This is a genomic window from Streptomyces sp. NPDC015144 (assembly GCF_043079735.1).
Lineage (GTDB): Bacteria > Actinomycetota > Actinomycetes > Streptomycetales > Streptomycetaceae > Streptomyces.
This window is the reverse complement of sequence record NZ_JBIBUU010000015.1, coordinates 93,445-119,414: the sequence shown is the minus strand read 5'-3', so window position 1 is coordinate 119,414 and position 25,970 is coordinate 93,445. Positions and strand designations below refer to the sequence as shown.

Sequence of the window (25,970 nt, the reverse complement as noted above, 5' to 3'; positions counted from 1 at the left end):
CGACATGTGGCGGCCCCTCGGTGCTCCTACCGTGGAGACATGCGGGTGCTGGTGGTGGAGGACGAGGTCCGCACGGCGGAACTGCTGCGCCGCGGCCTCACGGAGGAGGGGTACGCGGTCGACGTGGCCGCGGACGGGCCGGAGGCCGTCCGACAGGCGGACGAGGTGCCCTACGACCTGATCGTCCTGGACGTGATGCTGCCCGGCTTCGACGGCTTCGAGGTCTGCCGCCGGCTGCGGGCGGACGGCTGCTGGGCCCCCGTCCTGGTGCTCACGGCCCTCGGCTCGGTCGGCGAGCGGGTGCACGGCCTGGACGCCGGGGCCGACGACTACCTCGCCAAACCGTTCAGCTTCGCCGAGCTCTTCGCCCGGCTCCGGGCCCTGGTGCGCCGGGGCGCCCACCCGAGACCGGCCATGATCACCGTGGGCGATCTGCGCCTGGATCCGGCGAGCCGCCGGGTCTGGCGGGGCGAGCGGGAGCTGAACCTGTCGCCCAAGGAGTTCGCGCTGCTGGAACTCTTCCTGCGCAACCCCGGTGACGTACTGACCCGGACCCGCATCCTGGAACACGTCTGGGACTTCCCCCTCGACGGGGTCTCCAACGTCGTCGACCAGTACGTGGCGTACCTGCGCCGCAAGGTCGACCGGCCGGACGAGCCGTCCCACCTGGAGACGGTCCGGGGCGCGGGCTACCGGCTGCGGGCCGGGGCCGCACGGGGCGGCTGAGCGGCATGCCGCTGCGTCTGCGGCTCGCCCTGGTCTTCGCCCTCGGCACCGCCCTGGTCATCGCCGCCGCCGGATTCCTCTTCCTGAGCCGCCTGGGCACCGGCCTCGACGCCTCCCTGGCCGAGACTCTGCGCGCCCAGGCCGACGCCGAGGCGGTCCGGCTGGAGGTGGCGGGCCCGCTCCCGCCGCTGCCGCCGCCCTCCGCGCACGACGCCGACCAGGACCACGACACGGGCGCCGGGGCGGAGAAGGTCGCCCAGGTGCTCGCCCCGGACGGCCGGCTGCTCGCCTTCACCGACGGCGCGGGCCGCACCCCGCTGGCCGACCCGGCGCAGGCCGCGGCCGGGAACCGGCGGGAGGTCTGGTTCACCACCTCCGTGCAGGGCCAGGAGTACCGGATGCTCGCCGTCCCGGCCGCCAACGCGGGCCACGACGTCGTCGTCCTGGTCGGCGCCTCCACCCGGCTCGTGGACACCGCGACCGCGCACACCCGTGACGCGCTGCTGATCGGCGGGCCGCCCGCCGTGCTCGCCGCCGGACTCGCCGCGTACTGGCTGGCCGGTTCGGCGCTGCGCCCGGTGCACCGGATGAGCGGCCGGCTCGCGGAGATCACCGGGCAGGACACCGGGGCGCGGCTGCCCGTGCCCGCCACCCGCGACGAGATCGCCACCCTCGCGGTCACCATGAACGACGTACTGGACCGGCTGGCCGACGCCCTGGCCCGGCAGCGCGGGTTCGCCGCCGACGTGGGCCACGAACTGCGCACCCCGCTGACCGCGCTCAAGGCCGAGCTGGAGCTGGCGGCGCAGCCCGGCCGCACCCGGGAGGAGCTGGCCGCCGCGGTGGCCGCCGCCGCCCGGGACACCGACCGGCTCATCCGGCTCTCCGAGGACCTGCTGCTGCTGAGCCGCACCGACGAGGGGCGGCCGGTGGTGCGGCCCGAGCCGCTGGACCCGGCCGGGCCGCTGGCCCAGGCGGTACGGGCCGCCGCCTCCCGGGCCGCGCCCCGCGACGTACGGATCCGGCTGCGCACCGAAGGCCCCGTGGCGATGGAGGCCGACCCCGACCGGCTGCGGCAGGCCGTCGACAACCTCCTCGACAACGCCCTGCGCTACGCCCCCCGGGGCAGCGAGGTCGACGTGGGGCTGACCGTCCTCGGTACGGGGGCGAAGGCCCGTGCGGTGATCGAGGTCCGCGACCGCGGCCCGGGGTTTCCACGGGCCTTTCTGCCGCTGGCCTTCGAGCGGTTCCGGCGCGCCGACGCCGCCCGCAGCCGCGACGGCGGCGGCGCGGGCCTGGGGCTGGCCATCGTCCGGTCCATCGCGCAGGCGCACGGCGGCACCGCCACCGCGGACAACGCCCCGGGCGGCGGCGCACGGGTCCGGCTGGAACTGCCACTCACGGGCCCGGTACCACCGGACCCGGTACCACCGGACCCGGTACCACCGGACCCGGTACCACCGGATCCGGAACCGCCGGCCCCGGATACGCGGCCTCCGGGCACCCCGGACCCCCCGGGCCAGGAGGGGGCGGCCCCGCCGGACGCGCCCGCGCGCTGAACATGTCAGCACTCACATCCGGCGTACACGTTCGCCTCACCGACCGCCGCGCACCCTGGACGCAACGGCGCACCGGAGCGCCGGACGGCACACAGCGCGAGGTGAACACTCATGAACGCGAAGGTCTCCACGAAGAAGGGTCTCCGGACGCGCGGCCGGGCGGCGGCGGTCGGAGCGGTCTGCGCGGCCATGCTCGCCGGTGGCGCGGGCGCGGCGATCGCGGCCCCGGCGACCGTACCGACGGTCCATCCGGCGACGGTCGCCGCCGCGACACCGACCCCGACGAAGACGGCCTCCATCACCGCCCACGCCAAGCCCACCTCGGTCAAGGCCGGCGGAAGCGTCGTGCTCTCCGGCAAGACGATGCACATCAAGGCCGGCAGCAAACTCGGGGTGCGCCACCTCGGCAGCAACGGCAAGTGGACCCCGCTGCACGCCAGCGCGACCGTCCGGCACGGCGGTGTCTACGCCGTGCACGTGAAGCTCCACCACAAGGGCGAGCAGCAGCTGCGCGTGGCCCACGGCAAGACGATGTCGCCCATCGTGAAGGTGCACGTCACCTGACCAGGACTCCCTCCGGAGCACGAGAGCCCCAATGGTCTGGACCTTGACAGGTCCAGACCAGCGGGGCTTGAGTGGCGGGACGTCCCGACGGCCCGCTGAGGTGCTCGGCGTGCCCCGCCGAAGGAGTGAGCAGCGCTGAAACGCATCAAGAGCCTCCTGGTCGTGCTGAGTTCCGTCATCGCCGCAACGGCCTTCCTCCCCGCCACCACCGCCTCCGCCGCCCCCGCTCCCGTCTCCGCATCCGCCGCCGAACCGGCCGCCCGGTGCGCACCGTTGTGGAACTCCACGACGGCCTACACCCAGGGCGGCACGGTCTCCCACCACGGCCGCAACTGGACCGCCAAGTGGTGGACGCAGAACGAGAATCCGGGCGCCACGGGCGTCTGGGCCGACCAGGGGGCCTGTACCGGCGGGGTCTCGGACTTCGTCGTCAGCGAGGCGCAGTTCGACGCGATCTTCCCGGACCGCAACCCCTTCTACACGTACCAGGGCCTGATCGACGCCCTGCACGCCTACCCGCGCTTCGCCAACACCGGCACCCCCACCACCCGCGCCCAGGAGGCCGCGGCCTTCCTCACGCACGCGGACTTCGAGTCGGTCGGCCTCCGGTACGTGAAGGAGATCAACGAGGACAACTACTGGCGCAAGTGCGACTACGGCCAGCCCTACGGCTGCCCCGCCGGGCAGAAGGCGTACTACGGCCGGGGCCCGATCATGTTCAGCTGGAACTTCAACTACAAGGCGGCCGGTGACGCGCTCGGCCTCGACCTCCTGAACAACCCCTGGCTGGTCGAGCAGGACCCGTCCGTCGCCTGGCAGACCGCGCTCTGGTACTGGAACACCCAGAACGGCCCCGGCACCATGACCTCGCACGAGGCGATGGTCGGCGGCGCCGGGTTCGGCGAGACGATCCGCTCGCTCAACGGCGCCCTGGAGTGCGACGGCGGCAATCCGGCCTCGGTCGCGGCCCGGGTCGCCGGGTACGAACGGATCACCGGCGTCCTCGGTGCCGCCCCTGGCTCCCGGCTGGGCTGCTGACCGGGAGTCGTCGCGGCGTCCAGCTGCCGAGGGATGTCGTCCCGCATGCTGGACGGGCCCGGAGGTTTTTACCTTCGGGCCCGTCCCCGTCGCGCCCGTCGTTCCGGACGAACCCCCTCCGGAATTACCCCTGTTGAGGCGGCGAATAGCGACGCGAAACATCGGGCGGGGAGAGGTGGGGGCGCCTGGTTGCGAACACTTTCCCGAATGGTCCAGACCTTGACAGGTTCAGACCAGCGACGCTTCAGTGGCCGTCAACCCCCCTCTCGCGGCGCACCGTTCGGCTCGCCGGTCCGTTGTGCCGCACCGAAGGAGTAGTGATCGCATGATCAGACGCCTCATGGGCCTGCTGGCAGCGCTGGGAGCGGTCGTCGCACTGGTCGTCGCGCTTCCCGCGACCACCGCCGCGGCAGCCGACTGCGCGGCACCCTGGAACTCCTCCTCCGTCTACACCGGCGGCATGACGGCCTCGTACAACGGGCACAACTGGTCCGCCAAGTGGTGGACCCAGAACGAGACCCCCGGCAGCTCCGACGTCTGGGCCGACCAGGGCGGTTGCGGCGGTGGCGGCACGGACCCGGGCAACCCGAACCCGTCCGGCTTCATCGTCAGCGAGGCGCAGTTCAACCAGATGTTCCCGAGCCGGAACTCGTTCTACACGTACAGCGGGCTGACCGCGGCACTGAGCGCCTACCCGGCCTTCGCGAACACCGGCAGCGACACCGTCAAGCGCCAGGAGGCGGCGGCGTTCCTCGCCAACGTCAGCCACGAGACGGGCGGCCTGGTGTACGTGGTCGAGCAGAACACGTCCAACTACCCGCACTACTGCGACGCCTCCCAGCCCTACGGCTGCCCGGCCGGCCAGGCCGCCTACTACGGCCGCGGCCCGATCCAGCTCAGCTGGAACTTCAACTACAAGGCCGCCGGTGACGCGCTCGGCATCGATCTGCTGAACAACCCGTACCTGGTCGAGCAGAACGCCTCGGTCGCCTGGAAGACCGGCCTCTGGTACTGGAACACCCAGAACGGGCCGGGCACCATGACCGCCCATCAGGCCATGGTCAACGGCGCCGGGTTCGGCGAGACCATCCGCTCCATCAACGGCTCCCTGGAGTGCAACGGCGGCAACCCCGCCCAGGTCCAGAGCCGCATCGACCGCTACAAGGCGTTCACGGCGATCCTCGGCACCACGCCGGGCAACAACCTGAGCTGCTGACCCCGTACCCCCTTGGGTGCGCACGACCCCACCCGACAGGGGCGTGTCCGGCTTCGGCCGGGCGCGCCCCTTCTCGGTGTCGGGGGGCGGTGGTTCAGCCGTCCCGGGCGTCCAGGGACCGCAGGGCGAGCCAGAGGTCGTACCGGGCGCTGGGCGCCTGGAGCAGCGAGCGGCCCAGTACGGATTCGAGCCGGGTGAGGCGCTTGCGCAGCCCCGGTACGGAGATGCCCAGGGCCTCGGCGGCCGGGGCGAGCTGGGCCTCGTGGCGCAGCCAGACCCGGAGGGTGGCGAGCGGGTCGGCGGTGTTCCGGGGCGTCTCGGGCCCGCCGGTCAGCGGGCGCAGCTGCTGGGCGGCCCACTCCCGTACGGCGGGGGCGCGCAGCAGTTCGTCCAGGTCGGGCGGTGTTCCGGCCGGTGTCCGTTCGTCGGGCCGGTGGCGGGCGCGGGGCTCGGTGGGGGTGGCGCGGATACGGAGGGCCAGGTCGAGGGTGGCCTGGTCGCCGACCCGGTTCAGGTCGAGCCCGAGCAGTTCACCGATGAGCCGGAGCCGGGCGGCGAGGGTGTTGCGGTGGATCTTCAGATGGTGGGTCGCGTGCGAGGAGAAGGCGAGCCAGGAGGCCAGCGTCGCCGAGAGCTCCTGGCTGCCCGGGTCCTGGGCCCGTCGCGGCAGATGGGCCAGCAGCGGGTGCAGCAACTGGTCGGCCCACCGCGCCCCGGCCGCTCCGGTGGCCACCGCCGGGTCGGGCGTCGAACCGAAACGGGAGTGCCGGTCCGGCAGGGTGCGGGCCACGGCCAGTGCGTGGAAGGCCTGGCGGTAGCCGGTCGCGGTGTCGGGCAGCGGCAGGTCCGCGCTGACGCCCACGACGCATTCGGGCACCGCCTCGGCCACCCGCAGCCCGAGCCGGTGTTCGGCGGCATCCGCCTCCGCCCTCGCGTCCGTGCCGGAGCCGGAGCCGGAGCCGGAGCCGGAGCCGGGGCCGGGGCCTGCGCCCGTGTCCGCGCCCGTGTCCGCGCCCGTATCCGTGTCCGTGTCCGTCGGGACGATCAGGATCAGGTGGCGGGCGTAGACCGGGCAGCGGACGATCCAGGACCGGCCGCCGGACAGCTCCGTGCAGATCCGGGCCACCTCGTCCCGGCGCCCGTTCGCGCACTCCACGACGTACACCCGGACCGGGTCCGGCAGCGGGGGTCTGAGGGCGCCCGCCACCTGGTGCGCTATCGACAGCTGGCCCGTCATGAGCAGATGCAGCACCGCCTCCCGGCTGCGGGACTCCGCGAGTTCGACGCGGCGCCGCTTGCTCTCCACCTCCTCCGCCGTCCAGCACAGGGCGAGCGGTGTCGCCACGTCGGAGAGCAGCCGGGCGAGCCCGTTCGGCAGCGGGTTCGGCGCGACCACGGCGAGGATCGGCCCGGCGGCGCCGTCCGGTCCGTCCAGCGGGAGGAGGAGGGCGGTGTGCTGCTCGTGGTCGAAGGAGAAGGCGCGCGCGTCGAGCCCCGCGATGTCCTTGGCGTACGCGCCCGCCAGCGCGGCCGCCGTGGTGCCCGTACCGTCCGTGCCCCGGTCCACGGCGTGCAGCACGGTGCCGGCCCCGTCGAGCAGTCCGGCCCAGCCCGCCGCCCGGCCGGACACCCAGTGCAGGAGTTCCCGCGAGCCGCCCGACCGGGCCAGCCGGTGCATCCGCATGACGTCATCGGCCCGTTCTCGCGCGCGCACCCATCCTCCATCCACCTGAAGTTCAGTCGAACGTCTGTCCGGATTTGGCTCCGGAGTCACCGGCCGAAACGGTCGGCCGGAGTCGGCGGCCGTGACCGTCCCACGGTTAAGCGGAATCAAGGCTGCCGGTTTGATTGTGCGTGCTGATACCCGCAGCGGTCCACACCGTGCGAATTGAAGCTTTCGGCCATGTACCCGAAGACCTAAAGTCCGAACACGGTTGCGGCACACCCCTTGGGGGAGGGGTTGGGGGGCGGCGGCCGCGGCTTACGGGGGTGGCCGCTGTCGTCGGCCGCAGCCGTTCTTTCTTCTCTCCGTTGTCAGTGACGGCTTCTAGGGTCGGGCCACGCCTTCGCGTCCGCGAGCCGAGCCGACCGGGAGAAGCCGCACCATGGAATTCCGTATTGACCGGGCCACCTTGACCGATGCCGTGGCCTGGGCCGCCCGGGTGCTGCCCACGCGTTCACCCGTTCCGGTGCTGGGCGGGTTGCTGCTGGAGGCGGCGGACGGCCGGTTGCGCGTCTCGGGGCTGGACTACGAGGCGTCCGCCCGGATCGAGGTGGAGGCGGAGACCGTACTGCCCGGTCGGGTTCTGGTGCTGGGGCGCCGCCTGTTCGACGTCTGCCGGGTGCTGCCCGACCAGGTGGTGGAGTGCGCGGTGGAGGGTTCGCGGTTCTCGTTGACCGGAGGGGGTGCGCGTTTCGGCCTCTCGGTGCTGCCGCTCGACGACTACCCGGCCGCTCCGGTGGTGCCGGAGGCGCTCGGCGAGGTGGACGCGGCGGAGTTCGCGGCGGCCGTCTCCCAGGTGGCGGTGGCGGCGGGCCGGGACGACGCGCTGCCGACCCTCACCGGCATCCGGCTGGCGCTGGACGGGGACACGATGACCCTGGCCGCCACGGACCGCTACCGGTTCGCGGTGCGCACCCTCACCTGGAAGCCCGGCCGGGACGGGGTCCTCGCCGATGCCGTGGTCCCGGCCCGCAGGCTCACCGAGATCGCCCGCGCGCTCAGCCCGTCCAGCCCGGTCCGGCTCGCGCTGGACGGTGGTTCCGCCGGCTTCGAGCAGGCCGGTACGCGGACGACGGTGCGCCTGTTCGACGGCCGACTGCCGCGCCACGCCAAGCTGTTCACGCTGACCGGCGCGTCCATCGCCGAGATGGAGCGGGTGCCCCTGCTCGCGGCCGTGAAGCGGGTCGCCGTCGTCGCGGAGGGCGGGAATCCGCTCCACTTCACCTTCTCCGGCGACTCGGTCCTGCTCCAGGCGGGGTTCGACGACGACGTCGCCTCCCAGCGCATCCCCGCCGTGTGGGGCGGTGCCGGTGAGCTGACCGTCGCCTTCAACCCGGCCTACCTGATGGACGCGCTGGGTTCGTTCGACGCCCCGGTGATCAGGTTCGAGCTGATGGGCCCCGGCCAGCGCGCGATGGTCACCGGCCGGACCCCGGGCCAGGAATCCCCGGGCCAGGAATGCCCGGACGATGAATTTCCGGAGCGGGAGACGTCCCACCAGCACCTGCTGATGTCGGTCAAGCCGCTCCTCTGACGTACGTCCGTACCCTGCGCGGAACTTGGCAGGATCGGCGTCATGACGGCTGCTGAACGGTGGAGCACCCACGCGATCGAGATCTGCGGCGACCTCGTGACGAAGCGGTACATGAAGGGGGACGCCCCTGCGCTTCTCGACCGCGAGTGGCGGGCGCTGACCCTGCTGGACGCCCACGCCCCGGGCTTGGCCCCCGTACCGGTCGCCGTGGACCGCGACGCCGATCCGCCGATGGTGGCGATGTCCCGGGTTCCGGGGGTTCCGCTGCGGGGGAGCCCGGTGGACGGGGAGCGGATGGCGGCGATGGCGAAGACGCTTGACGCGTTGTACGGAGCGGTCCCGGGCGACCGCCTTGCCCGGGTCCCGGTCCGGCCGGACCACTGGGCCGGGCTGGCCGTGCGGTTGCGCGACTGGCACGGGCGGGGGCCGGGCAAGGCGGCCGAGGGTCCGGTGTGGGCGGCCTTGGACGAAGGTATGGCCTGGCTGGACCGCCCGGGCCGGGCAGCGGGCCCCGACCCGGGCGGCCCGTCCGTGTTCGGGCCCGGCGACGGGAATCTCGCCAACTACCTCTGGGACGAGACCACGGCCCGGGTCGGGGTGGTCGACTTCGAGGACTCCGGCCGGAGCGACCGCCCCTTCGAACTCGCGGAGATCACCGAACATGTCTCCGGCTGGGTCGACGGAGGCTTCGACGCGGCTGCCTTCCTCGACTGTTTCGAGCTGACCGCCGCCGAGCGGGCCCGGTTGCGGGAGTGCCGTCGTCTGCTCGCTCTGACCTGGACGTTCATTCTCTCGTTCGACGACCCTGAACGGCCCAGGAACCCGCCCGGCACGGCAGCGCGCCAGGCGGAACGGCTCAGCGCTCTGCTGGGCTGACCGGCACGGTGGCTGCGGGCCTCGCGGCCGACCGGGCTCACGGCGCTGCGGGCATTCACGACGCGGTGGGGGCGTGGGACGCGGTCGCGAGTCGTCAGGCTTTTCTGGCACCGGTCCACCAGCGCTCCGACCGGGAACGCCCGCCGGAGCGCGTCGGCGGCGGGCCCGTCGACGGGACGGTGTACTCCCGCACCGGCTACGTACGCCCGCACTGGCTACCGGGTACGGCTCGGCTCGTGGACGTGCCACCCGGAAGCGGGGCAGGAGCTGCGTGCGGGCGCCTGCCAGGCGCTCCCCTTCACCCCTCGGCGCTGAGGGTCATGAACGTCTCCGGGTTCGGCACGACGACGAATCCGGCCTTCGCGTAGATCGCGTGCGCGTCGAGGGTCGTGAGGAGAATGCGCTTGAGCCGATAAGGGGCGAGGCGGTCGCGGACCGCTGTCGCAAGCCACGTTCCGAGCCCCCTGCCACGATGGGCCGGGGCGACGTAGACATCGCAGAGCCAGGCGAAGGTGGCCCGGTCGGTGACCACACGGGCGTAGGCGGCCTGGGTGCCTTCCGCGTCGTAGATGCCGAAGTTCAGCGATCCGCGCACCGCGTCCTCGACCGTCTTCCGGCTGCGTCCCAGTGCCCAGAACGCGTCCGTCGAGAGCCAACGGTGCACCCGTTCCACATCGAGGCGATCCGGGTCCGTCGAGAGTTCGTACCCCTTGCTTCCACCGCTGGTGACCATGGAGCGGCAGCGTATTCGTGACATCGGCACTTCCAAGTGGCCGCCACATGTGCCGAGATGACGTCTCAGCTTCTGTCGGACCCGTGGGGGAGGGCGAGTCGTACCCGGTGACGCGGGAGGTCGACCTCCGTGACCCTCACCGTGATCGGTTCGTCCTCATCGACGAACTGCTCCGGGGGCCGGTCCGGCTCGGCGGTCAGCTCGGACAGGTGGAGGAACCCCATCACGTCGGGGGCGAGCCGCACGAACACACCGAAGGGGACGATCCTGGTGACCGTTCCGGTGAGGACGCGCCCGAGCTGATCCGCGAACCGGATGAGTGGGTCTTCCTTCAGAGCCTTCAGGGAGAGCATGACCTGCCCGGAGCGCGTCTCCGCGATGATCACCTCGGCGGCGATCCGTTGGCCGGCTTCGACTGCCTCGGAGGGGTGGGTGATCCATTCCCACGACAGGTCCGGCACCCGGATGAAGCCGGTGCACGGACCGTCCGGTTCGCCGTCGACGTGGACGAACACCCCGAAGTTGTGCACCGCGGCGACCGTGCCGGTGACGACCTGCCCGGGGTCCAGCGCGAGGAGGAAGGATCGCAGGGCCGGAATCTCGCACGCTCTGGCGGAGAGGTGGAGCTGCCCTTCCCGCCAGCGTCCGATCTCTTCGGCCCTGATCTCCTGGCCCAGCTCGAACAGCTCGGACGGGTGCCCCGTCCGGCGCATCGACGCTTCGTGCTGAGGAATCCGGCCGATCTCGGCCGTCTCTGCTCCGGCGTCTACCAGCCGCACCAGGGTGTCCGCTCCGTCGAAACCGACGACCTTCACCGTTCTCGCGGCGCCCGGCCGGAGACGGTCGGCCAAGGCCCGAAGGCGGGGGTCGGGGGTCGACTCGGACACGGAGGCGAGTCTACGGGCCGTCCCGCCTGTCGGGACAAGGACGCCGCGTGCACCAACATCCGCTGCTGGAAAGTCCGTTGTCGGAGTCGGCCTGCTCGCGTAGGGTCGCTCGACGTGAACACCGGACCGGCACTACGCCACGCACGGATTGGCCACCCGGTGGAGGGCTGATCCCCCAGCGGGTGCGGAGAACGCACCCCCTCGGTTCTGCACGCGGACCTCCCGGCACTCGCGCATCGCGAGTCCCTCTCCATATTCCGCGTCGAACACCAACGAGGTCAGCTGAATGACAGCCACGTTCAACCACACCATCATCGCTTCCAAGGACCGCCACGAATCGTCCCGGTTCTTCCGTGAGTTGCTCGAACTCTCGGAGGCGCCGTCCTGGGGACCGTTCACCAATATCCGGTTCACCGACGGCGTGCTGCTGCAGTTCGCCGAGCCGCCGGTGGATCTCCAGATGCAGCACTACGCGTTCCTGCTCGACGACGAGCTGTTCGATCGCGCGTATCAGCGGCTGTGCGAGCGCGGCATCGAGCACTGGGCCGACCCGCAGATGCGCCGCTCGGGCGAGATCAACAACGAGCACGGTGGCCGGGGCGTGTACTTCAAGGACCTCTCCGGCCACGCGATCGAGCTGATCACCCGCCCTTATCTGTAACCGGGGCCGGACGGACGGGTGCGGGGCCGGGTGGATCACCCGGCCCCGCGGTCGAACGACGTTCCGCCGTACTTCTACTTGGTGAAGTAGAAGTACTGCCAGGAGCTGTGCGTGGTGGAGTTCACCGAGTCGCCCGAGCTGCCGTTGATGTAGGAAACCCGCATGCGCATCCGGTACCCCGTCTCATGGGTGCCCTTCAGCGTGATGACCGTCTTCCCGTTGGTGCCGAGCCGGAAGTAGTCCGAGCCCGCGTCGTACCACTTGCCCTGGTAGTTCAGCTGGAGCGACAGCTTGTGGGCGCGGTTCTTGTAGTACGTCATCGACGTCGTGAAGACCGGGTCGGTCTTCTTGTGGAAGTACTTGTACGACGTCTTGCCGATCTTCGCCGTCTTGTACTGCTTGGAGATGGAGGTCGAGACCTTCACCTTCGCGTACGAGGTCGACTTGGTCGTCTTGCCCGCGTACCGGCCGTCACCCTTGAAGACCGCGGTGACGGTGGTGTCCCGGGTCATGGCGATGACGGCGGACAGGTTGCCCTTGGAGTTGACCTTGCCGGTCTTCACCAGCCTGTTCGGCTTGTCCGCGCCGAACGGGTCCGCCCACAGCTCGACGGTGCGGTTCTTGTACGTCTTGCCGAGGTGCGCGGTGAACGTCACGTCGGCACCGTACGAGTACAGCGCCTTGTTGTGGTTCAGGGTCAGCGAGGGCACCGTGCGGGGCACGGAGACCTTCGCGGAGCCGGAGCCCGCCGAGTGGGACGCGTCGCCCGCGTACGTCACCTTGTACGTGACCTGGCCGCCCGCGGTCGGGGTGTCGGTGAACGAGAAGCTGCCGTCCGACTTCAGCGTCACCGCGGGCAGTGCCTTGCCCTTGGGCGACTCGATGTCGGTGCGGGTGACCGTGGCCTTCGCGCCGGCCGGGAAGGGGCTCGCCGAGCTCGCCTTGCCGGTGACGGTCAACTTCTTGTTCAGCGCCGACTTCTCCGGAGCCTTGACCGTGACCGTCGTCGGCGACTTCATCGCCTCGGTCAGCACCCGCAGCGAGCGGACACCGTAGCTGTTCTCGGTGACCGCGAACAACCGGCTGTTGTCCGGAGCCCAGGCCAGTCCGGCCGGGGTCAGCGTGTCCGCACCACTGGTGTTGCCGGTGTTGGGGAAGTCGTACGTCCGGATCGCCTTGGTGGAGCCCTGCTTGTAGACGTACACGTCCGGGCTGTATATGCCGTCGATACCCGCGGCCACCGTGCCGTCCGGCGCGATGTCCACGGCGTTGGGGTACGAGTTGGACGGGTAGGCGATCCCCGGCGTCAGGTCCGCGGTCTTGTACGACTGGTGGTTGTACGGGTACCCGCTGGCCACCACGACCTGCGAACCGTCCGGCGTCAGCGCCAGGTCGCGCAGGTTGCTCCCGTCGGTGCGGGTCTGCGCGGTGCGCGTGGCCGTGCCCGAGGCGACGTCGTAGACGGCGAGCTGGACGGGGCTCTGCCCCTCGATCCCGGCGGCCAGGGTGTTCGGGGCGCCCGGCGTGGACGCCAGGGTCGGCGCCGCGTACCAGGTACGGTCCGGGTCCTGGTCCAGGGCCACGACGGGCTCCACGCCGGACAGGTCGAGCGAGCCGATGTTGCCCTCGGCCGCCGCCCCGTAGCCGAACCAGAGCTTGCCGCCGGCCAGCGCCGGATAGGCGGGCTTGGTGTTCTCGCCGGTCGCGTACCGGGCGGACTCCACCAGAGCGGCGGTGTCGATCACGGCGATGGCGTCGGCGCCGGGCACACCGGCGTACAGCGTGCCGGAGTCGGCGGAGAGTTCGAGACCCTTCACGCCGGGCAGGGACGGGATGGTGCCGACCACGTTGCCGCTGTAGTCGGTGGCGAGGACCTTGCCGGTGACCGGGTCACTGATGAAGACCCGGTGGTGCACGCCGTCCGCGACGACATCGCCGACGGAAGCGGCGGGAATGACCTTGCTGGAGTCGGCGGCGGCCGGATTCGCCGCCCCGCCGACCAGAACCACTGAGCTGAAGAGGACCGCGAGCGTGGTCGCGGTCGAGATTCTGCGCGTACGCAAAATGAATTACCCCCACGGTAAGAGGGGGGCCGAGGCATCCGTCGACAAGAGACGGGACGCGACCCCACGCACGCAGGGTATGACATGTACGTCCACAGGTCGCACACATTTGCGGTGCCGGGGTCCGGATGACCGTCCCCGACCCGCGAATTGTTCCGTTTCGCTCAGTCCGCCCAGGTGAGGAACGCAGCCCAGGCCCCGGGAGCCACGGCGAAGGCGGGCCCGTCGGTCGCCTTGGAGTCCCGGACGTGGACGGCGTGCGGGCAAGTGGCCACCTCGACGCAGTCACCGCCGCTGGCGTTGCTGTACGAGGACTTGTGCCAGTCGAAGGCCACCTCGACGCACTGGCCGCCGCTGGCGTTGCTGTAGCTGGATTTGAACCACCGGAGGGACGTGCTCATTCCGTTTCTCCTGCCAACTGCTGGAACAGGTCCAGCGATTCACGAGGACCCATGGCCTGTGACTGGATCTTCGCACACCGCTGGGAGTACGTACTCACCTTCGCCGGGTCGCTGAGCGTCCAACTCTCCTCCTGTGCTTCCAAGTAGGCGAGGTGCTGGTGGTCCGGAGTCTCGATCAGGCTCAGGCCGCCATGTCCTCCGGCGTACTCCCCGCCCAGCCCGGCGTCCAGAGGGAGCACCCGAAGCGTGACATTGCGGCGCTGGGCGCACTCGACCAAGTACTGCATCTGCTCCCGCATGATCTCCTTGCTGCCGATGATCCGCCTGAGCACCGACTCTTCCAGAACGACCTCGATCAGAGCCGGCGGCTCGCGGTCGAACAGTGCCTTACGTGCCATCCTTGCGCTGACCAGCTCCTCCACCCGATCGTGGGGCAGTGGCGGGTATCCTCCGCCGATCAGCGCTCGCGCGTATGCCTCGGTCTGGAAGAGACCATCGATGAGATAGGTGGCGTACAGCCGAAGGCTGAGCGCCTCCTGCTCCAGCAGCGCGTAGTTCTTGAACTGCTCCGGGTACGTCTCCAGCCGCATGTACCGGCGGCAGCGGTTGAAGAATTTCGTCTCGCCGTGGAACACCTCGTTCAGACCCACCAGCATCTCGTCACTGGCAGGCTGGGCGCAGGTCTCCATCGCGCTCACCGCTGCAGCGGAGTAGCCGAGCTCTTCGCCCAGCCGGGTCTGCGTCCAGCCCCGTTCGGTGCGCAGATCACGCGCCATGTCGGCGACGATCCTGGCCATGGCACTGGCCGTTTCCTTGTTCTCCGCTCGCGCCATGTGCGACCCCCTTTCGACTCAACCGGTCTCAACCGGTCACTACCCGAATCAGCCCGACTCGACTGGAATTCAGGGGAGTTCGCGCAGGTCAACGAGTGTGCGACGCCCCTGTGTGGCCTGAGGAAACGCTAGCCAGTCAAGGGAAGACTGGTCCTGTGAACGCAACGAAAAGTGCGGTCGGATTCGGGTGGATTCCATACTCCGGATTTCAACTGCGCAAAACAGGAGTCCAATTCGACGCCGTGCGCTTCGAGGGGGACGAAGGGCGTCGGCTCGCCCTGATGATGGAGACGATCACGGGCGGTGAGCCCGGTCCGGTGGTGGCCGAGGCCAGTGGGAAACGGTCGGTGTACTTCCTCGTGCCGGCCGGGAGCGCCGAGGGGAAGGCGTGGCCGGACGGGGCCGTGGTGCTGAACGCGGCGCCCGGCCGGGTCAGCTACGTACCGGTTCCGGCTCTCCACGGCCGTACCTGGCCGGTGTCGTGGTACTTCCCGCCCACCGCTCCCGGCAGGTTCGTCCACACGTTGCTGCTGCTCGGCACGGCCACGGCGATACTGGGCCGATAACGTGCGTGGTGGGGCGTGAGGGGCGGCCGCCTAGCCACCCTTGGTGTAGGTGAGCCGGTCTCCGCTGGCGCTGTTCTCGCGGGTCAGGGTGCCGTTCGGGTGCAGGGTCAGCGTGGTGGCGCCCCCGGCGGTGCAGGACGTCATCGGCTCGCCTGACTCGACCTCGGACGGTCCCACCCTGACCGGGCCGCCCTCGGCGGGCTCCGCGGCGAGGTCGGCCCGGAAGACACAGCGGTAGGTGTTTCCGTTGTCGAGCGGCCCCTCGGCGGTGAGGGTCAGGACGCTCTGGCCGACCGAGCCCTGCTGGATGACGAGTTTCCGGGTGGAGCGTCCGGCCGGGTTGTCGATGGTGCCGGTCCAGGTGCCGAGGTAGCCGGTGGGGATGGCGCCGTCGCCGTTCTTCCCGTCCGTGCCGGGGGACGGGGCCGGGCCGCCCGCGTCAGGGGAGGACGGGGCGGCGGTGGTGGAGCGGTCGGGGCGGTGGTGGTCCGTCGGCTCCTCGTTCATGAGCGTGTAGACCGAGCCGCCCGCGCCGATCGCCACGAGCACGGCGACGATGACGAGCGCGATGGTCGAGCCCTTGCCACGGCGGGCCGGTTCGGGCTCGGGGTGGGGGTTGCCGGGGTGGGCGGGGCCGAAGGGGGGCGTGGGTCCGAAGCCGGTGTGCGGGTACGACGCCTGCTGGTGCTGCGGCGGGTAGCCGTACCCGGTGGGCGGCTGCGGCGCGCCGAAACCCTCGCCGGGATGCGGCTGGGCGGCCGGCGGATAGCCGTAGCCGGGGGCCGGGGTCTGCGACGGGTAACCGTAGCCGGGGGCCGGGGTCGGGACCGGGGTCTGCTGCGGGTAGCCGTGGCCGGGGGCCGGGCCGTAACCGGGAGGCGGGGTCGTCCGGGGGTGCTCCCGGGACCGCTCCCCCGGGAAGCCCGACAGATCCTCCGGGCCCTCGGACCCCCCGGCGTCCCCGGGCCCCGCGGCCTGTGCGGCGGCCTGCGCGGACGCCGCGGCCGGCCCGGCCCGCCCGGCCTCCTCCGGAACTTCCGGATCCTCCGGGTCCTCGGAGTCCAGCAACTCAACCGCGTGACGGCCGAGTTGGGCGATCAAGGCGCCCGGGAGCCACGGCTCGGCGGGGTCGGCGTCCGCCAGCCGGTCCAGGATCGCTTCGGTCGTCGGGCGGGCGGCCGGGTCCTTGTGCAGGCAGTCCCGCACCAGGTCGACGAGGTCCACCGGAACCCCGGTCAGGTCCGGGTCCTCCTGCGCGATCCGGAACATCTGCGCGTGCACCCGGCTGTCGCCGGTGCCGAACGGGAGCCGGCCGGTCGAGGCGTACGCCAGCACCGTGCCGAGGCAGAACACGTCGCACGCCGGGGTCACCCGCTCGCCGCGCACCTGCTCCGGCGCCATGAACCCGGGCGAACCGACCAGGGCGCCGGTGCGGGTGACCCCGCCGTCGGTGGCGGTGTCGAAGGCGCGGGCTATGCCGAAGTCGATGACGCGCGGACCGTCGATCGTCAGCAGAATGTTGGAGGGCTTCAGATCGCGGTGGATCAGCCCCGCCGCGTGGATGGCCCCGAGTGCGTGGGCGAGCCCGGACCCCAGGATGTGCACCGAGCGCTCCGGCAGCGGACCGTACGCCCCCGAGGGCGCCCCCGCCACGCGCGGGCGGCCGGTCACCGTGGCGTGCAGCGAGGGCCCGGCGACGTACCCCGTGGCGACCCACGGCACGGCGGCCTCCGTGTCCGCGTCCAGCACCGGGGCCGTCCACGCGGAACCGACCTGGCGGGCGGCCCGCACCTCCTGGCGGAAGCGGTCCCGGAACTCCTGCTTCTCGGCCAGCTCAGCGCGTACCAGCTTGATCGCGACGGTCCGGCCCCGCTCGGACCGGGCCAGATAGACCTGGCCCATGCCCCCGGCGCCGAGCCGTCCCAACAGCCGGTAGGCGCCGATGGTGCGCGGATCTTGCGGTGTCAGGCTCTGCATTGACGCTGACACGTCCTTCCCCCAGGAATCGGCACTCTGCCCGGCCGGGCCCGGTCTGGTCCGCCCGATGCCCGCACGATCATAGGGATGCACGCGGGGCACGCCCGGAGCGGTTGCGGTTCCGGAACCACCGGAAGCACTTCCGGCGACCCGACACCCTGCCCAGCGGAACGCCCCACGCCATACAAGGTGGTCATGTCGGAACGGTCCCGGTACGGCCTACGCTCGCCGCATGACCCCTCATGTCGACCCCGCCGCCGGTGCGGCCGTCAAGGCCGCCGACCGAGCGCACGTGTTCCACTCCTGGTCCGCCCAGGGCCTGATCGACCCGCTCGCCGTCGCCGGCGCCGAGGGGGCGTACTTCTGGGACTACGACGGCAACCGCTACCTCGACTTCACCAGCGGCCTCGTCTACACCAACATCGGCTACCAGCACCCCACCGTCGTCGCCGCGATCCAGGAGCAGGCGGGCAAGCTCGCCACCTTCGCCCCCGCGTTCGCGATCGAGGCACGCTCCGAGGCCGCACGCCTCATCGCCGAGCGCACCCCCGGCGACCTGGACAAGATCTTCTTCACCAACGGCGGCGCCGAGGCCGTCGAGAACGCCGTCCGGATGGCCCGGCTGCACACCGGCCGCACGAAGGTCCTCTCCGCGTACCGCTCGTACCACGGTGCCACCTCCACCGCGATCAACCTGACCGGTGACCCGCGCCGCTGGCCGTCCGACAACGGCTCGGCGGGCGTCGTCCGCTTCTGGGCGCCGTTCCTCTACCGCTCGCCGTTCTACGCCGAGACCGAGGCCGAGGAGTGCGCCCGCGCCCTCCAGCACCTGGAGGACACCCTCGCCTACGAGGGCGCCGCCAACATCGCCGCGATCATCCTGGAGACCATCCCCGGCACCGCGGGCATCATGACCCCGCCGCCCGGCTACCTCAAGGGCGTCCGCGAGATCTGCGACCGGTACGGCATCGTCTTCATCCTCGACGAGGTCATGGCCGGCTTCGGCCGCACCGGCAAGTGGTTCGCCGCCGAGCACTTCGACGTGGTGCCCGACCTGATGACCTTCGCCAAGGGCGTCAACTCCGGTTACGTGCCGCTCGGCGGCGTCGCGATCTCCGCCGAGATCGCCGCGACGTTCGACACCCGCCCCTACCCGGGCGGACTGACGTACTCCGGCCACCCGCTGGCCTGCGCCGCCGCCGTCGCCACCATCCGGGTGATGGAGGACGAGAAGGTCGTCGAGAACGCCGCCCGTATCGGCGAGACGGTCCTCGGCCCCGGCCTGCGCGAACTCGCCGAGCGCCACCCGTCCGTCGGCGAGGTCCGCGGCCTCGGCGCGTTCTGGGCGCTGGACCTGGTCCGCAACAAGGAGACCCACGAGCCGCTGGTCCCGTACAACGCGACGGGCGAGGCCAACGCGCCGATGGCGGCCTTCGGCGCGGCGGCCAAGAAGAACGGCCTGTGGCCCTTCATCAACATGAACCGCACCCACGCCGTGCCCGCCTGCAACATCACCGAGGCCGAGGCGAAGGAGGGCCTCGCGGCCCTCGACGCCGCGCTCTCGGTGGCCGACGAGCACACCGCGTGGCGCACCCCGTGACGCGCCGCGTGACGGACCCCTTGTGACGTGATGGCGCCCCTCCCCACCCCTCCGACACCGCTCAGGTGTCCCTTCTGCCCGGATACGGGCACGGCGGCCCTGGATTAAGGTGACCGCAGGTAAAAGGAACGGGGAGGGGCGCCATGCGCGCGAGCGGAGCTGTGACCCGCAGCACACTGCGGCAGCAGATCGCGGACGCGCTCCGTGACGAGGTTCTCGCCGGACGGCTCCAGCCGGGGCGGGAGTTCACGGTCAAGCAGATCGCCGACCAGTACGGGGTGTCGGCGACCCCCGTGCGCGAGGCGCTCTTCGATCTCTCCGCCCAGGGACTGCTGGAGACGGACCAGCACCGGGGCTTCCGGGTGCGGGAGTTCACCGTCGCCGACTACCGGTCCCTGGTCGAGGCCCGCAGCCTGGTCATCGACGGCGTGGTCCGCAGCGTCTACTTCGGCGGCGGGGCCCCGGTCGCGCCCCCCTCGGCGTACCTGGACCGCCTGGTCGCCGTACGCCGCCGGGCCCAGGAGGCCGCGCGGGCGGCCCGCGGCGGCGACCTGGACATCCTCATCGGCTACGACCTGCGGTTCTGGCGCGAGCTGGGCGCCCTCGTCGGCAACGCGTACATCAACGAGTTCCTGCACCGACTCCGCGTACAGGCATGGGTGTTCGCGGTGCCGTACCTGCGCCGCGACGCCGGCGACCGGGACGCGCTCTGGAACGGGCACGAGGACCTGGTCGCGGCGATCACGATCGGCGACCCCGGCGCGGTGCGCACCGTGCTGGACGACTATCAGAACCACGCGCTGGGCTGGGCGGACCGGCTCGCGACGGAGAACCGGTAGCGCGCGGGGGCGCGGAGGACCGGGTCCACTGTGCGTGGCGCGCACACCGCATTACGCTGTCCCGACCACCCCGAACATTCCGATGCGCACCCGTGGGAGAGCGAGACCTCGTGGCCTGTGACCTGTGGCTGGTCCCCCTCGTCGATGTGCTGTGCCACAGCCCCGACAACCCGTTCGCCGAAGAGATCGCCGCCTACGACAAGGCGTTGGGCGAGGCCGGACTGCCGTCCGTCCCGGTGTACGCCTACATGCCGGGCCTGACCGGCGAAGTGGCCCCCGTCGCGGGCTTCGACTACGACGCGCTGCACTGCCTGCGCCGCGCCCACCTGCTCCAGCTCAGCGGACTGGCCGTCACCCCGGTCGGTGAACTCGGCAGCGACTACGAGCAGTTGCTGGAGATGTTCGAGGAGGCGGCCCGCCAGTCCCACCTGGTCTGGCACTACGACCACGCCGGGGCGTACGTCCCGCTGGACTTCGCCACCCCGCTCGCCGCCGACGACCTGCTGGAGGGCGGCGGCCCGCTCGGCTCCTCGCACGGGCTGTTGCGGGAGCTGGAGTTCGTCGCCCCGGCCATCGGTATCGACCCGGCGAACCCGCCGGCCGCGCCGCTGCCGCCCGCCGCGCCGACCTCCCTGGAGGAGCCGTCCGCGTCGACGCCGTACGACGACGGCCCGTTCGCCCGCGAGCGGCACGTCTGGCTCGGGCTGCACGCGGCGGCGACCCGGAGCCTGGCCCAGGGATCGATGATCGTCTTCGGGTAGGCCCCGGGACCTGGGGCCGGAGAGGCCTCAGGGGTTCAGCAGGGGACGTGTCAGCGGGGGGACTCCGGCGGGCGCTGGCGCGGCATGTTCGGCCGGGCCAGCGTCTGCAGCGGGAACCGCCCGGACAGCGTCCCCGGGTCCGGACGCGCGGTGCTCCCGGCGTGCGACGACAGGGCCTGCATCCCCATCGGCGCGGGCCCGGCCCGGAACTCCACCATCCAGTCCGCCGTCTCCGTACGCACCAGCTCCGCGACGTCCTCCGAGAACCGCCGCAGCACCCCCAGGCACCGCTCCGCCGCCTCGCTGGCCGTCCCCTCGGTCGGCCCGAGCATCTCCCGTACGCACTCCGACGCCCAGTCGAACTGGAGGACCTGGAGCCGCCGTTGCACGGCCTGGGCGGTGGCGAGATTCCTTATCCAGCCCGAGGTGAGCCCGAAGTACCGGTCGCAGGCCATGCACGCGGCGCCCAGCAACAGCGACAGATAGCCCCAGCCCGCCACCCCGCGCAGCGCCCCGGTCAGATCGAGCAGCGGCAGCGCGGCGCCCGCCACCGCCCCGAGCGCGGTACCCATCCGCAGCGTCCTGGCCGCCCGGCGTTTGCGCACCCGGTCGCCCAGGTACCACGTGGCGGTGCGCAGCGCGTCGGCCTCGACCCAGCGGTAGACCTCGTCGAGACGGTCGGAGGGCTCGCCCCAGTCGCCGAGCGGGAACGGCGCGACGGTCAGGTCCCCGCCCCGCCCCCGGCGTCCCCGAACCGCCCGCCCCCGGTCGTCATCGTCCCGCCCCCGGTCGTCCCGGCCCCGATCGTCCCGGCCTCGTGAGCCGGAGCCCGGGCCGGGCTCGTTGCGGGGCGGCCCCTCGGGCTGCATCTCCGGCTGGCTCACCGGGTACTCCTCTGCGTAGCGACGCCTGACATGGCGATGGGCGAGACGGGGTGGGTGCGCACTGCTTTCCGGCGTGGCCGACAGTACCGTGACGGTGACATTGAGTGACGGCCGATGTGCCTGGGTGTCCTGATGTGTATGCCCTTCCTATCGCCGAACGGTGGGCCATGGGGGAGAAAACGCGTGATTACCGGTTGCGCCGGTCCTGTGATCAGGTATACGAGCGCGGCAAGGGCCGCCTGAAACTCACCCGAAAGAGTTGCCCGTGAGTGAGTGGGGCGCGTTGTCCGGGGAGCACGTAGGCTCGGCATACCGAAGCTTTTTGTCGTCGAATTGCCAGGAGTGACCGTGATCCCCGGTGGCGGGCAGCCCAATATGCAGCAGTTGCTGCAGCAGGCCCAGAAGATGCAGCAGGACCTCGCCGCGGCCCAGGAGGAACTGGCCAGGACCGAGGTAGACGGCCAGGCGGGCGGCGGTCTCGTGAAGGCCACCGTCACCGGCTCCGGCGAGCTCCGCAACCTGGTGATCGACCCGAAGGCGGTCGACCCCGAGGACACCGAGACGCTGGCGGACCTCGTCGTCGCCGCGGTCCAGGCGGCGAACGAGAACGCGCAGGCGCTCCAGCAGCAGAAGCTGGGCCCGCTGGCCCAGGGCCTGGGCGGCATGCCCGGCCTCCCCTTCTGAGCCCCGCGCCCACCGAGAAACCAGACGACGCAGGTAGGAAAGGAAGGCGTTCCCGTTGTACGAAGGCGTGGTTCAGGACCTCATCGACGAGCTGGGCAGGCTGCCCGGCGTCGGTCCCAAGAGCGCGCAGCGGATCGCCTTCCACATCCTCCAGGCCGAGCCGACCGACGTGCGCCGGCTCGCCCACGCGCTCCTGGAGGTCAAGGACAAGGTGCGGTTCTGCTCGGTCTGCGGCAACGTCGCGCAGCAGGAGCAGTGCAACATCTGCCGGGACACACGCCGCGACCCGTCGGTGATCTGCGTGGTCGAGGAGCCGAAGGACGTCGTCGCGATCGAGCGGACCCGCGAATTCCGCGGCCGTTATCACGTACTGGGCGGTGCGATCAGCCCGATCGAGGGCGTCGGCCCGGACGATCTGCGTATCCGCGAGCTGCTGGCCCGTCTCGCCGACGGGTCGATCACGGAGCTGATCCTGGCCACTGACCCCAACCTGGAGGGCGAGGCCACCGCGACGTACCTCGCCCGGATGGTCAAGCCCATGGGCCTGCGGGTCACGAGGCTGGCCAGCGGTCTGCCGGTCGGCGGCGACCTGGAGTACGCGGACGAGGTGACCCTGGGCCGTGCCTTCGAGGGGAGGCGCCTGCTCGATGTCTGACACCGCCGGTGCGGGCGCCGGAGCCGGAGGCGATGCGTCCTTCGGTGTTCTTCCGGCGGCCGTTTACCCGACCGGTGCCGCGACTCACGGCAGCTTTAGGTTCGGCGGCGCTATGTTCTACTCACCGTTTGCGACCGTGCTCCGCGGGAGGTCCCCTCGATGTCCGACGCCACGCTGAACTCCGTCACGCAGGACCCGGACGACTTCGCCGTCCAGATCGCCGACCAGATCAAGACATTCATCGTCGCGGTCACCGAGGTGTCCAGGGTCGAGGAGCCCGAGGAAGCCGTGCCCGTCCTGCTGCTCCAGGTCTCCCAGCTCCTGCTGGCGGGCGGCAGGCTCGGCGCGTACGAGGACATCGTCCCCGACGAGCGCTACGAGCCGGACCTGGGCGCGGAGCCGGACGCGGACGGGCTGCGCGAGCGGTTCGCCGTCCTGCTGGAGCCGATCGACGTCTACTCCGAGGTCTTCGACCCGTACGAGCCCCGCAAGGCCCCGGTCCCCGCCCGGATCTCGGACGGCCTGGCCGACCTGGTGACCGACCTGCGCCACGGCCTGGCCCACTACGAGGAGGACCGCACCACCGAGGCCCTGTGGTGGTGGCAGTTCTCCTACTTCTCCAACTGGGGCTCCACCGCCTCCGCCACCCTGCGCGCCCTCCAGTCCCTGATCGCCCACATCCGCCTCAACCAGCCCCTCCAGGAGCTGGACGGCCTGGACACCGACTCGGAGACCATCGACGACGAGCTGGCCGAGGAGGCGGGCCGCGTCATGGCCGAGGAGATCGCGGGCCCGCTGGGCCTGCGCCCGGTGCAGTAGCGGAGCTGTTCCCTCCATGTGAGTGCATAACGCACGTGCCTGTGTCGGGGCGCGTTGCTAGCCTCCCGGTGAGCTGTGAATCTCACAGACAGTCACTGGGGAGGGTATATGCGTGAAATGAGCGGTCCGGGACGTCGAAGAACGGCCCGGCTGGGGGCGTTGTCGCTGGCCACGGCGGCGATGCTGGCGGTGCAGGGGATGGCGGTCGCGGTCGCCGATCCGGCCCCGGGCGGCTCGTGGGCCTCGGAGCTGGAGACCGGCAGCCGGGCGTGCGCGGCCGGGGACGCCAAGGCGTACGTCCGCACCATGCCGGCGCTGCGCGCGGTGCTGTCGGACCCGGCGGGTGTGGGCGGGGCGGACAGGCCCCCGGTCGCGGCCGAGTTCGAGGTGTGGTGGGCGGCCGACGGAGGCGTCGAGCGGCGGCAGATGACCTCGACGTCCAAGCCTCAGGGGTCGGTGTTCTCCTGGCACCTGCCCGAGGACCTCGGCATCCCGGCCGACACCGTCGTCTCCTGGCACGTACGGGCCGTCAGCGGGACGAACACCTCGCCCTGGAGCTCCGTGTCCGGCGTGGGCTGCGAGTTCGTCTACGACGGCGAGAGCCCGGCGGCCCCGGTGGTGACGTCCACCGACTACCCGGACAACGACGACTGGACGGACGGCGTCGGCGTCCACGGCACCTTCCGCGTCGTCTCGTCCTCCGACGACGTCGTCATGTACAAGGTCGGCTTCGGGGGCGGGCCGCAGCGGGAGGTGGCGGCACCGGGACCCGGGCAGGCCGTCGACATCGACTTCGTCCCGCAGACAGCCGGCCTCACGTGGGTGGAGGCCCAGGCGTTCGACCGGGCGGGCCGCAGCAGTGCGCCCACGACCTACTTCTTCCGGGTGGGGTCGGGTCGCTCCCCGGTCGCGCACTGGAAGCTCGCCGACACCGCGGGCTCGCAGACGGCGGCGGCCGAGTCCGGCACGGCGGCCCGGGCGGGCAGCGGCACCACCTTCGGCGCGGACGCCCCGTCCGGCACGGATCTGGCCTCCACGGCGCTCCTGGACGGCACGGAGCAGGGCTACATCACCCCGGACGCGCCGGTGGTGCGGACCGGGGACGACGGGTCGTTCTCGGTGGGCGCCTGGGTGCGCCCCGCCGCCGTGGACGGCACCCGGACCGTCGCCGGGCAGGACGCCGGGGACGGCTCCGCGTTCACCCTGGGGCTGCGGCAGGACGGCGGGCAGCCGGTCTGGTCGTTCGCCGTGGGGGACGAGCGGCTGGACGGCGGACGTCCCGTCGCGGGCAGGTGGACGTATGTGCTCGGCCGGTACGACGCGGTGACCGGCAGCGCCCGGCTGTACGTCGACGGCAGCCCCGTGGGGGAGGAGCGGCAGGTGACGCCGGGCGGCGTCGACGGGGCCTTCCAGATCGGGCGGTCGAAGAGTGCGACCGGCTACCGGGACCACTGGCGGGGCGAGATCGGCGACGTCCGGGTCCATGACCGGGTGCTGGTCCCGGGCGAGATCGCCGGGCTCGCCGTCCGGAAGGCCGAACGGCTGGCCCACTGGGACATGGAGACGGCGGCGGACGGCGCCAGCCCCGAGGTGGGTGGCGGGCAGCCGCTGAGGCTCGCCCCGGGAGCGTCGGTCCGGCGCTACGACGACGTGTGCGAGCCGGCCGACCCGGGCTGCGACCCGCTGGACATGATCCTCGCCGGCGACGGTCACCTGCGGCTGGACGGGGTCTCCGGCTACGCGGCCACCGACCGGCCCGTCGTCGACACCGGCGGCAGCTTCTCGGTGAGTGCGACGGTGCGGCTGGCCGACGACGAGCCGGCCCGCCCGATGACCGTCCTCTCCCAGGGCGGGAAGCACGGTGACGCCTTCAAGGTGCGCTACCAGCCGTCCACGTACAGCTGGGAGCTGGTGATGTCCCACGCGGACGGGCCGGGAGCGGCCGAGACGGTGGTCTCCCGGTACAGCCAGCCGGACGGCGGCTTCGGGGTGGGCCACCAGATCGCCGTGGTGTACGACGAGTCGGCGGGCACGGTCACGCTCTACGTCGACGGCTACGCCGAGACCGAGGGCACGGCCGAGTTCCACGACGCCTGGACCGGCGACGGCGGCCTCCAGGTCGGCCGGGGCCGGACGGCCGACGGCTGGGGCGAGTACTTCCACGGTGCCGTCGACCAGGTCCGGGCCTTCTCCGGGGCGCTGACCGCCGGCGAGGTCCAGGCCCTCTGGTAGGGGCCACAGGCCCCCGGTTCCGGCCCGGCCCGGCCGGAACCGAGGGCCCGCCGGGCCGCGCCCGCTGTGGGATGAGGCACAACCGGGCGCGTTCGGGAGTACGGAGGGGCGCGGTGGGCAGACAGGACGGGGCGGGTGC

General features: G+C 71.7%; 24 protein-coding genes. 16 read left to right on the top strand and 8 right to left on the bottom strand.

The window, feature by feature from the left end; genetic code table 11:
• Nucleotides 1–39: 39 nt before the first annotated feature.
• The 5 genes from ACF08W_RS24595 (at nucleotide 40) to ACF08W_RS24575 (ending at nucleotide 5,103) form a co-directional block, all read left to right on the top strand.
• On the top strand, nucleotides 40–726 hold the full coding sequence (locus tag ACF08W_RS24595) for a response regulator transcription factor (RefSeq protein ID WP_385203354.1): 687 nt from the start codon (nucleotides 40–42) through the stop codon (nucleotides 724–726).
• A 5-nt stretch (nucleotides 727–731) separates the two neighbouring features.
• Nucleotides 732–2,285 (top strand): ATP-binding protein, encoded by a 1,554-nt coding sequence (locus tag ACF08W_RS24590; RefSeq protein ID WP_392280547.1) that lies wholly within the window; start codon nucleotides 732–734, stop codon nucleotides 2,283–2,285.
• A 111-nt stretch (nucleotides 2,286–2,396) separates the two neighbouring features.
• The gene (locus ACF08W_RS24585) at nucleotides 2,397–2,849 is read left to right on the top strand and encodes a hypothetical protein (protein ID WP_385203360.1); all 453 of its coding nucleotides are present in this window, start codon (nucleotides 2,397–2,399) and stop codon (nucleotides 2,847–2,849) included.
• Between the two features lie 162 nt (nucleotides 2,850–3,011).
• Complete coding sequence (locus ACF08W_RS24580; protein ID WP_392280546.1) at nucleotides 3,012–3,887, top strand: glycoside hydrolase family 19 protein; 876 nt, start codon at nucleotides 3,012–3,014, stop codon at nucleotides 3,885–3,887.
• Between the two features lie 325 nt (nucleotides 3,888–4,212).
• Nucleotides 4,213–5,103, top strand: a complete 891-nt coding sequence (locus tag ACF08W_RS24575; protein ID WP_392280545.1) for a glycoside hydrolase family 19 protein — start codon at nucleotides 4,213–4,215, stop codon at nucleotides 5,101–5,103.
• Nucleotides 5,104–5,197: 94 nt separating this feature from the next.
• On the opposite strand, the gene ACF08W_RS24570 is transcribed toward ACF08W_RS24575, so the two are convergent.
• Nucleotides 5,198–6,781 carry a helix-turn-helix domain-containing protein gene (locus tag ACF08W_RS24570; protein WP_392280586.1) on the bottom strand — a complete coding sequence of 528 codons (1,584 nt, stop codon included), beginning with the start codon at nucleotides 6,779–6,781 and terminating at the stop codon, nucleotides 5,198–5,200.
• A 427-nt stretch (nucleotides 6,782–7,208) separates the two neighbouring features.
• On the opposite strand from ACF08W_RS24570, the gene dnaN reads away from it, so the two are divergent.
• On the top strand, nucleotides 7,209–8,360 hold the full coding sequence (gene dnaN, locus ACF08W_RS24565) for a DNA polymerase III subunit beta (RefSeq protein ID WP_392280544.1): 1,152 nt from the start codon (nucleotides 7,209–7,211) through the stop codon (nucleotides 8,358–8,360).
• 42 nt (nucleotides 8,361–8,402) lie between these two features.
• A complete protein-coding gene (locus ACF08W_RS24560; protein WP_392280543.1) occupies nucleotides 8,403–9,236 on the top strand; it encodes a phosphotransferase family protein in 834 nt (277 codons plus the stop codon).
• Between the two features lie 298 nt (nucleotides 9,237–9,534).
• Here the strand turns inward: ACF08W_RS24560 and ACF08W_RS24555 are convergent, their stop codons facing one another.
• Both ACF08W_RS24555 and ACF08W_RS24550 read right to left on the bottom strand, forming a co-directional pair.
• Entirely contained in the window at nucleotides 9,535–9,969 is a 435-nt protein-coding gene (locus tag ACF08W_RS24555; protein ID WP_392280542.1) for a GNAT family N-acetyltransferase, read from the bottom strand.
• 65 nt (nucleotides 9,970–10,034) lie between these two features.
• Nucleotides 10,035–10,856, bottom strand: coding sequence for a S1 RNA-binding domain-containing protein (locus ACF08W_RS24550; protein WP_392280541.1), 822 nt, complete (start codon nucleotides 10,854–10,856; stop codon nucleotides 10,035–10,037).
• Nucleotides 10,857–11,142: 286 nt separating this feature from the next.
• Between ACF08W_RS24550 and ACF08W_RS24545 the strand changes: the two genes are divergently transcribed.
• A complete protein-coding gene (locus ACF08W_RS24545; protein ID WP_392280540.1) occupies nucleotides 11,143–11,517 on the top strand; it encodes a VOC family protein in 375 nt (124 codons plus the stop codon).
• A 74-nt stretch (nucleotides 11,518–11,591) separates the two neighbouring features.
• Here ACF08W_RS24545 and ACF08W_RS24540 read toward each other — a convergent pair whose 3' ends face one another.
• From ACF08W_RS24540 to ACF08W_RS24530, 3 genes are all read right to left on the bottom strand, one after another.
• Nucleotides 11,592–13,580: a YncE family protein gene (locus ACF08W_RS24540; RefSeq protein ID WP_392280539.1), complete on the bottom strand. Its 1,989-nt coding sequence runs from the start codon at nucleotides 13,578–13,580 to the stop codon at nucleotides 11,592–11,594.
• Nucleotides 13,581–13,744: 164 nt separating this feature from the next.
• On the bottom strand, nucleotides 13,745–13,981 hold the full coding sequence (locus tag ACF08W_RS24535; protein ID WP_392280538.1) for a DUF397 domain-containing protein: 237 nt from the start codon (nucleotides 13,979–13,981) through the stop codon (nucleotides 13,745–13,747).
• A complete protein-coding gene (locus ACF08W_RS24530; RefSeq protein WP_392280537.1) occupies nucleotides 13,978–14,814 on the bottom strand; it encodes a helix-turn-helix domain-containing protein in 837 nt (278 codons plus the stop codon). The genes ACF08W_RS24535 and ACF08W_RS24530 overlap by 4 nt, the downstream gene beginning before the upstream one ends.
• Before the next feature lie 155 nt (nucleotides 14,815–14,969).
• On the opposite strand from ACF08W_RS24530, the gene ACF08W_RS24525 reads away from it, so the two are divergent.
• The gene (locus tag ACF08W_RS24525) at nucleotides 14,970–15,380 is read left to right on the top strand and encodes a hypothetical protein (protein WP_385203385.1); all 411 of its coding nucleotides are present in this window, start codon (nucleotides 14,970–14,972) and stop codon (nucleotides 15,378–15,380) included.
• Between the two features lie 30 nt (nucleotides 15,381–15,410).
• On the opposite strand, the gene ACF08W_RS24520 is transcribed toward ACF08W_RS24525, so the two are convergent.
• On the bottom strand, nucleotides 15,411–17,357 hold the full coding sequence (locus tag ACF08W_RS24520) for a protein kinase (protein WP_392280536.1): 1,947 nt from the start codon (nucleotides 17,355–17,357) through the stop codon (nucleotides 15,411–15,413).
• Nucleotides 17,358–17,589: 232 nt separating this feature from the next.
• Here ACF08W_RS24520 and ACF08W_RS24515 point away from each other — a divergent pair, with 232 nt between their 5' ends.
• The 3 genes from ACF08W_RS24515 (at nucleotide 17,590) to ACF08W_RS24505 (ending at nucleotide 20,557) form a co-directional block, all read left to right on the top strand.
• Nucleotides 17,590–18,957: an aspartate aminotransferase family protein gene (locus ACF08W_RS24515; protein ID WP_392280535.1), complete on the top strand. Its 1,368-nt coding sequence runs from the start codon at nucleotides 17,590–17,592 to the stop codon at nucleotides 18,955–18,957.
• A 143-nt stretch (nucleotides 18,958–19,100) separates the two neighbouring features.
• Nucleotides 19,101–19,796, top strand: coding sequence for a GntR family transcriptional regulator (locus tag ACF08W_RS24510; RefSeq protein WP_392280534.1), 696 nt, complete (start codon nucleotides 19,101–19,103; stop codon nucleotides 19,794–19,796).
• Nucleotides 19,797–19,906: 110 nt separating this feature from the next.
• Entirely contained in the window at nucleotides 19,907–20,557 is a 651-nt protein-coding gene (locus ACF08W_RS24505; protein WP_352275816.1) for a hypothetical protein, read from the top strand.
• Nucleotides 20,558–20,607: 50 nt separating this feature from the next.
• Here the strand turns inward: ACF08W_RS24505 and ACF08W_RS24500 are convergent, their stop codons facing one another.
• A complete protein-coding gene (locus ACF08W_RS24500; protein WP_392280585.1) occupies nucleotides 20,608–21,426 on the bottom strand; it encodes an SLATT domain-containing protein in 819 nt (272 codons plus the stop codon).
• A gap of 363 nt (nucleotides 21,427–21,789) precedes the next feature.
• On the opposite strand from ACF08W_RS24500, the gene ACF08W_RS24495 reads away from it, so the two are divergent.
• The 4 genes from ACF08W_RS24495 to ACF08W_RS24480 all read left to right on the top strand — a co-directional run bounded on the left by ACF08W_RS24495 (nucleotide 21,790) and on the right by ACF08W_RS24480 (nucleotide 25,831).
• Nucleotides 21,790–22,125 (top strand): YbaB/EbfC family nucleoid-associated protein, encoded by a 336-nt coding sequence (locus ACF08W_RS24495; protein WP_352275815.1) that lies wholly within the window; start codon nucleotides 21,790–21,792, stop codon nucleotides 22,123–22,125.
• Nucleotides 22,126–22,180: 55 nt separating this feature from the next.
• Nucleotides 22,181–22,780 carry a recombination mediator RecR gene (gene recR / locus ACF08W_RS24490; protein ID WP_124719582.1) on the top strand — a complete coding sequence of 200 codons (600 nt, stop codon included), beginning with the start codon at nucleotides 22,181–22,183 and terminating at the stop codon, nucleotides 22,778–22,780.
• A 159-nt stretch (nucleotides 22,781–22,939) separates the two neighbouring features.
• On the top strand, nucleotides 22,940–23,599 hold the full coding sequence (locus ACF08W_RS24485; RefSeq protein WP_352275673.1) for a DUF5063 domain-containing protein: 660 nt from the start codon (nucleotides 22,940–22,942) through the stop codon (nucleotides 23,597–23,599).
• 117 nt (nucleotides 23,600–23,716) lie between these two features.
• Nucleotides 23,717–25,831: a LamG domain-containing protein gene (locus ACF08W_RS24480; RefSeq protein WP_392280533.1), complete on the top strand. Its 2,115-nt coding sequence runs from the start codon at nucleotides 23,717–23,719 to the stop codon at nucleotides 25,829–25,831.
• Nucleotides 25,832–25,970: the final 139 nt, after the last annotated feature.

Bases quoted from the DNA above. Each gene is read 5' to 3' on its own strand.
- ACF08W_RS24595 (WP_385203354.1), top strand. From the start codon at position 40: ATGCGGGTGCTGGTGGTGGAGGACGAGGTCCGCACGGCGGAACTGCTG.
- ACF08W_RS24590 (WP_392280547.1), top strand. From the start codon at position 732: ATGCCGCTGCGTCTGCGGCTCGCCCTGGTCTTCGCCCTCGGCACCGCC.
- ACF08W_RS24585 (WP_385203360.1), top strand. From the start codon at position 2,397: ATGAACGCGAAGGTCTCCACGAAGAAGGGTCTCCGGACGCGCGGCCGG.
- ACF08W_RS24575 (WP_392280545.1), top strand. From the start codon at position 4,213: ATGATCAGACGCCTCATGGGCCTGCTGGCAGCGCTGGGAGCGGTCGTC.
- ACF08W_RS24570 (WP_392280586.1), bottom strand. From the start codon at position 6,781: ATGCACCGGCTGGCCCGGTCGGGCGGCTCGCGGGAACTCCTGCACTGG.
- dnaN (WP_392280544.1), top strand. From the start codon at position 7,209: ATGGAATTCCGTATTGACCGGGCCACCTTGACCGATGCCGTGGCCTGG.
- ACF08W_RS24560 (WP_392280543.1), top strand. From the start codon at position 8,403: ATGACGGCTGCTGAACGGTGGAGCACCCACGCGATCGAGATCTGCGGC.
- ACF08W_RS24555 (WP_392280542.1), bottom strand. From the start codon at position 9,969: ATGGTCACCAGCGGTGGAAGCAAGGGGTACGAACTCTCGACGGACCCG.
- ACF08W_RS24545 (WP_392280540.1), top strand. From the start codon at position 11,143: ATGACAGCCACGTTCAACCACACCATCATCGCTTCCAAGGACCGCCAC.
- ACF08W_RS24535 (WP_392280538.1), bottom strand. From the start codon at position 13,981: ATGAGCACGTCCCTCCGGTGGTTCAAATCCAGCTACAGCAACGCCAGC.
- ACF08W_RS24530 (WP_392280537.1), bottom strand. From the start codon at position 14,814: ATGGCGCGAGCGGAGAACAAGGAAACGGCCAGTGCCATGGCCAGGATC.
- ACF08W_RS24520 (WP_392280536.1), bottom strand. From the start codon at position 17,357: ATGCAGAGCCTGACACCGCAAGATCCGCGCACCATCGGCGCCTACCGG.
- ACF08W_RS24515 (WP_392280535.1), top strand. From the start codon at position 17,590: ATGACCCCTCATGTCGACCCCGCCGCCGGTGCGGCCGTCAAGGCCGCC.
- ACF08W_RS24510 (WP_392280534.1), top strand. From the start codon at position 19,101: ATGCGCGCGAGCGGAGCTGTGACCCGCAGCACACTGCGGCAGCAGATC.
- ACF08W_RS24500 (WP_392280585.1), bottom strand. From the start codon at position 21,426: ATGCAGCCCGAGGGGCCGCCCCGCAACGAGCCCGGCCCGGGCTCCGGC.
- ACF08W_RS24485 (WP_352275673.1), top strand. From the start codon at position 22,940: ATGTCCGACGCCACGCTGAACTCCGTCACGCAGGACCCGGACGACTTC.
- ACF08W_RS24480 (WP_392280533.1), top strand. From the start codon at position 23,717: ATGAGCGGTCCGGGACGTCGAAGAACGGCCCGGCTGGGGGCGTTGTCG.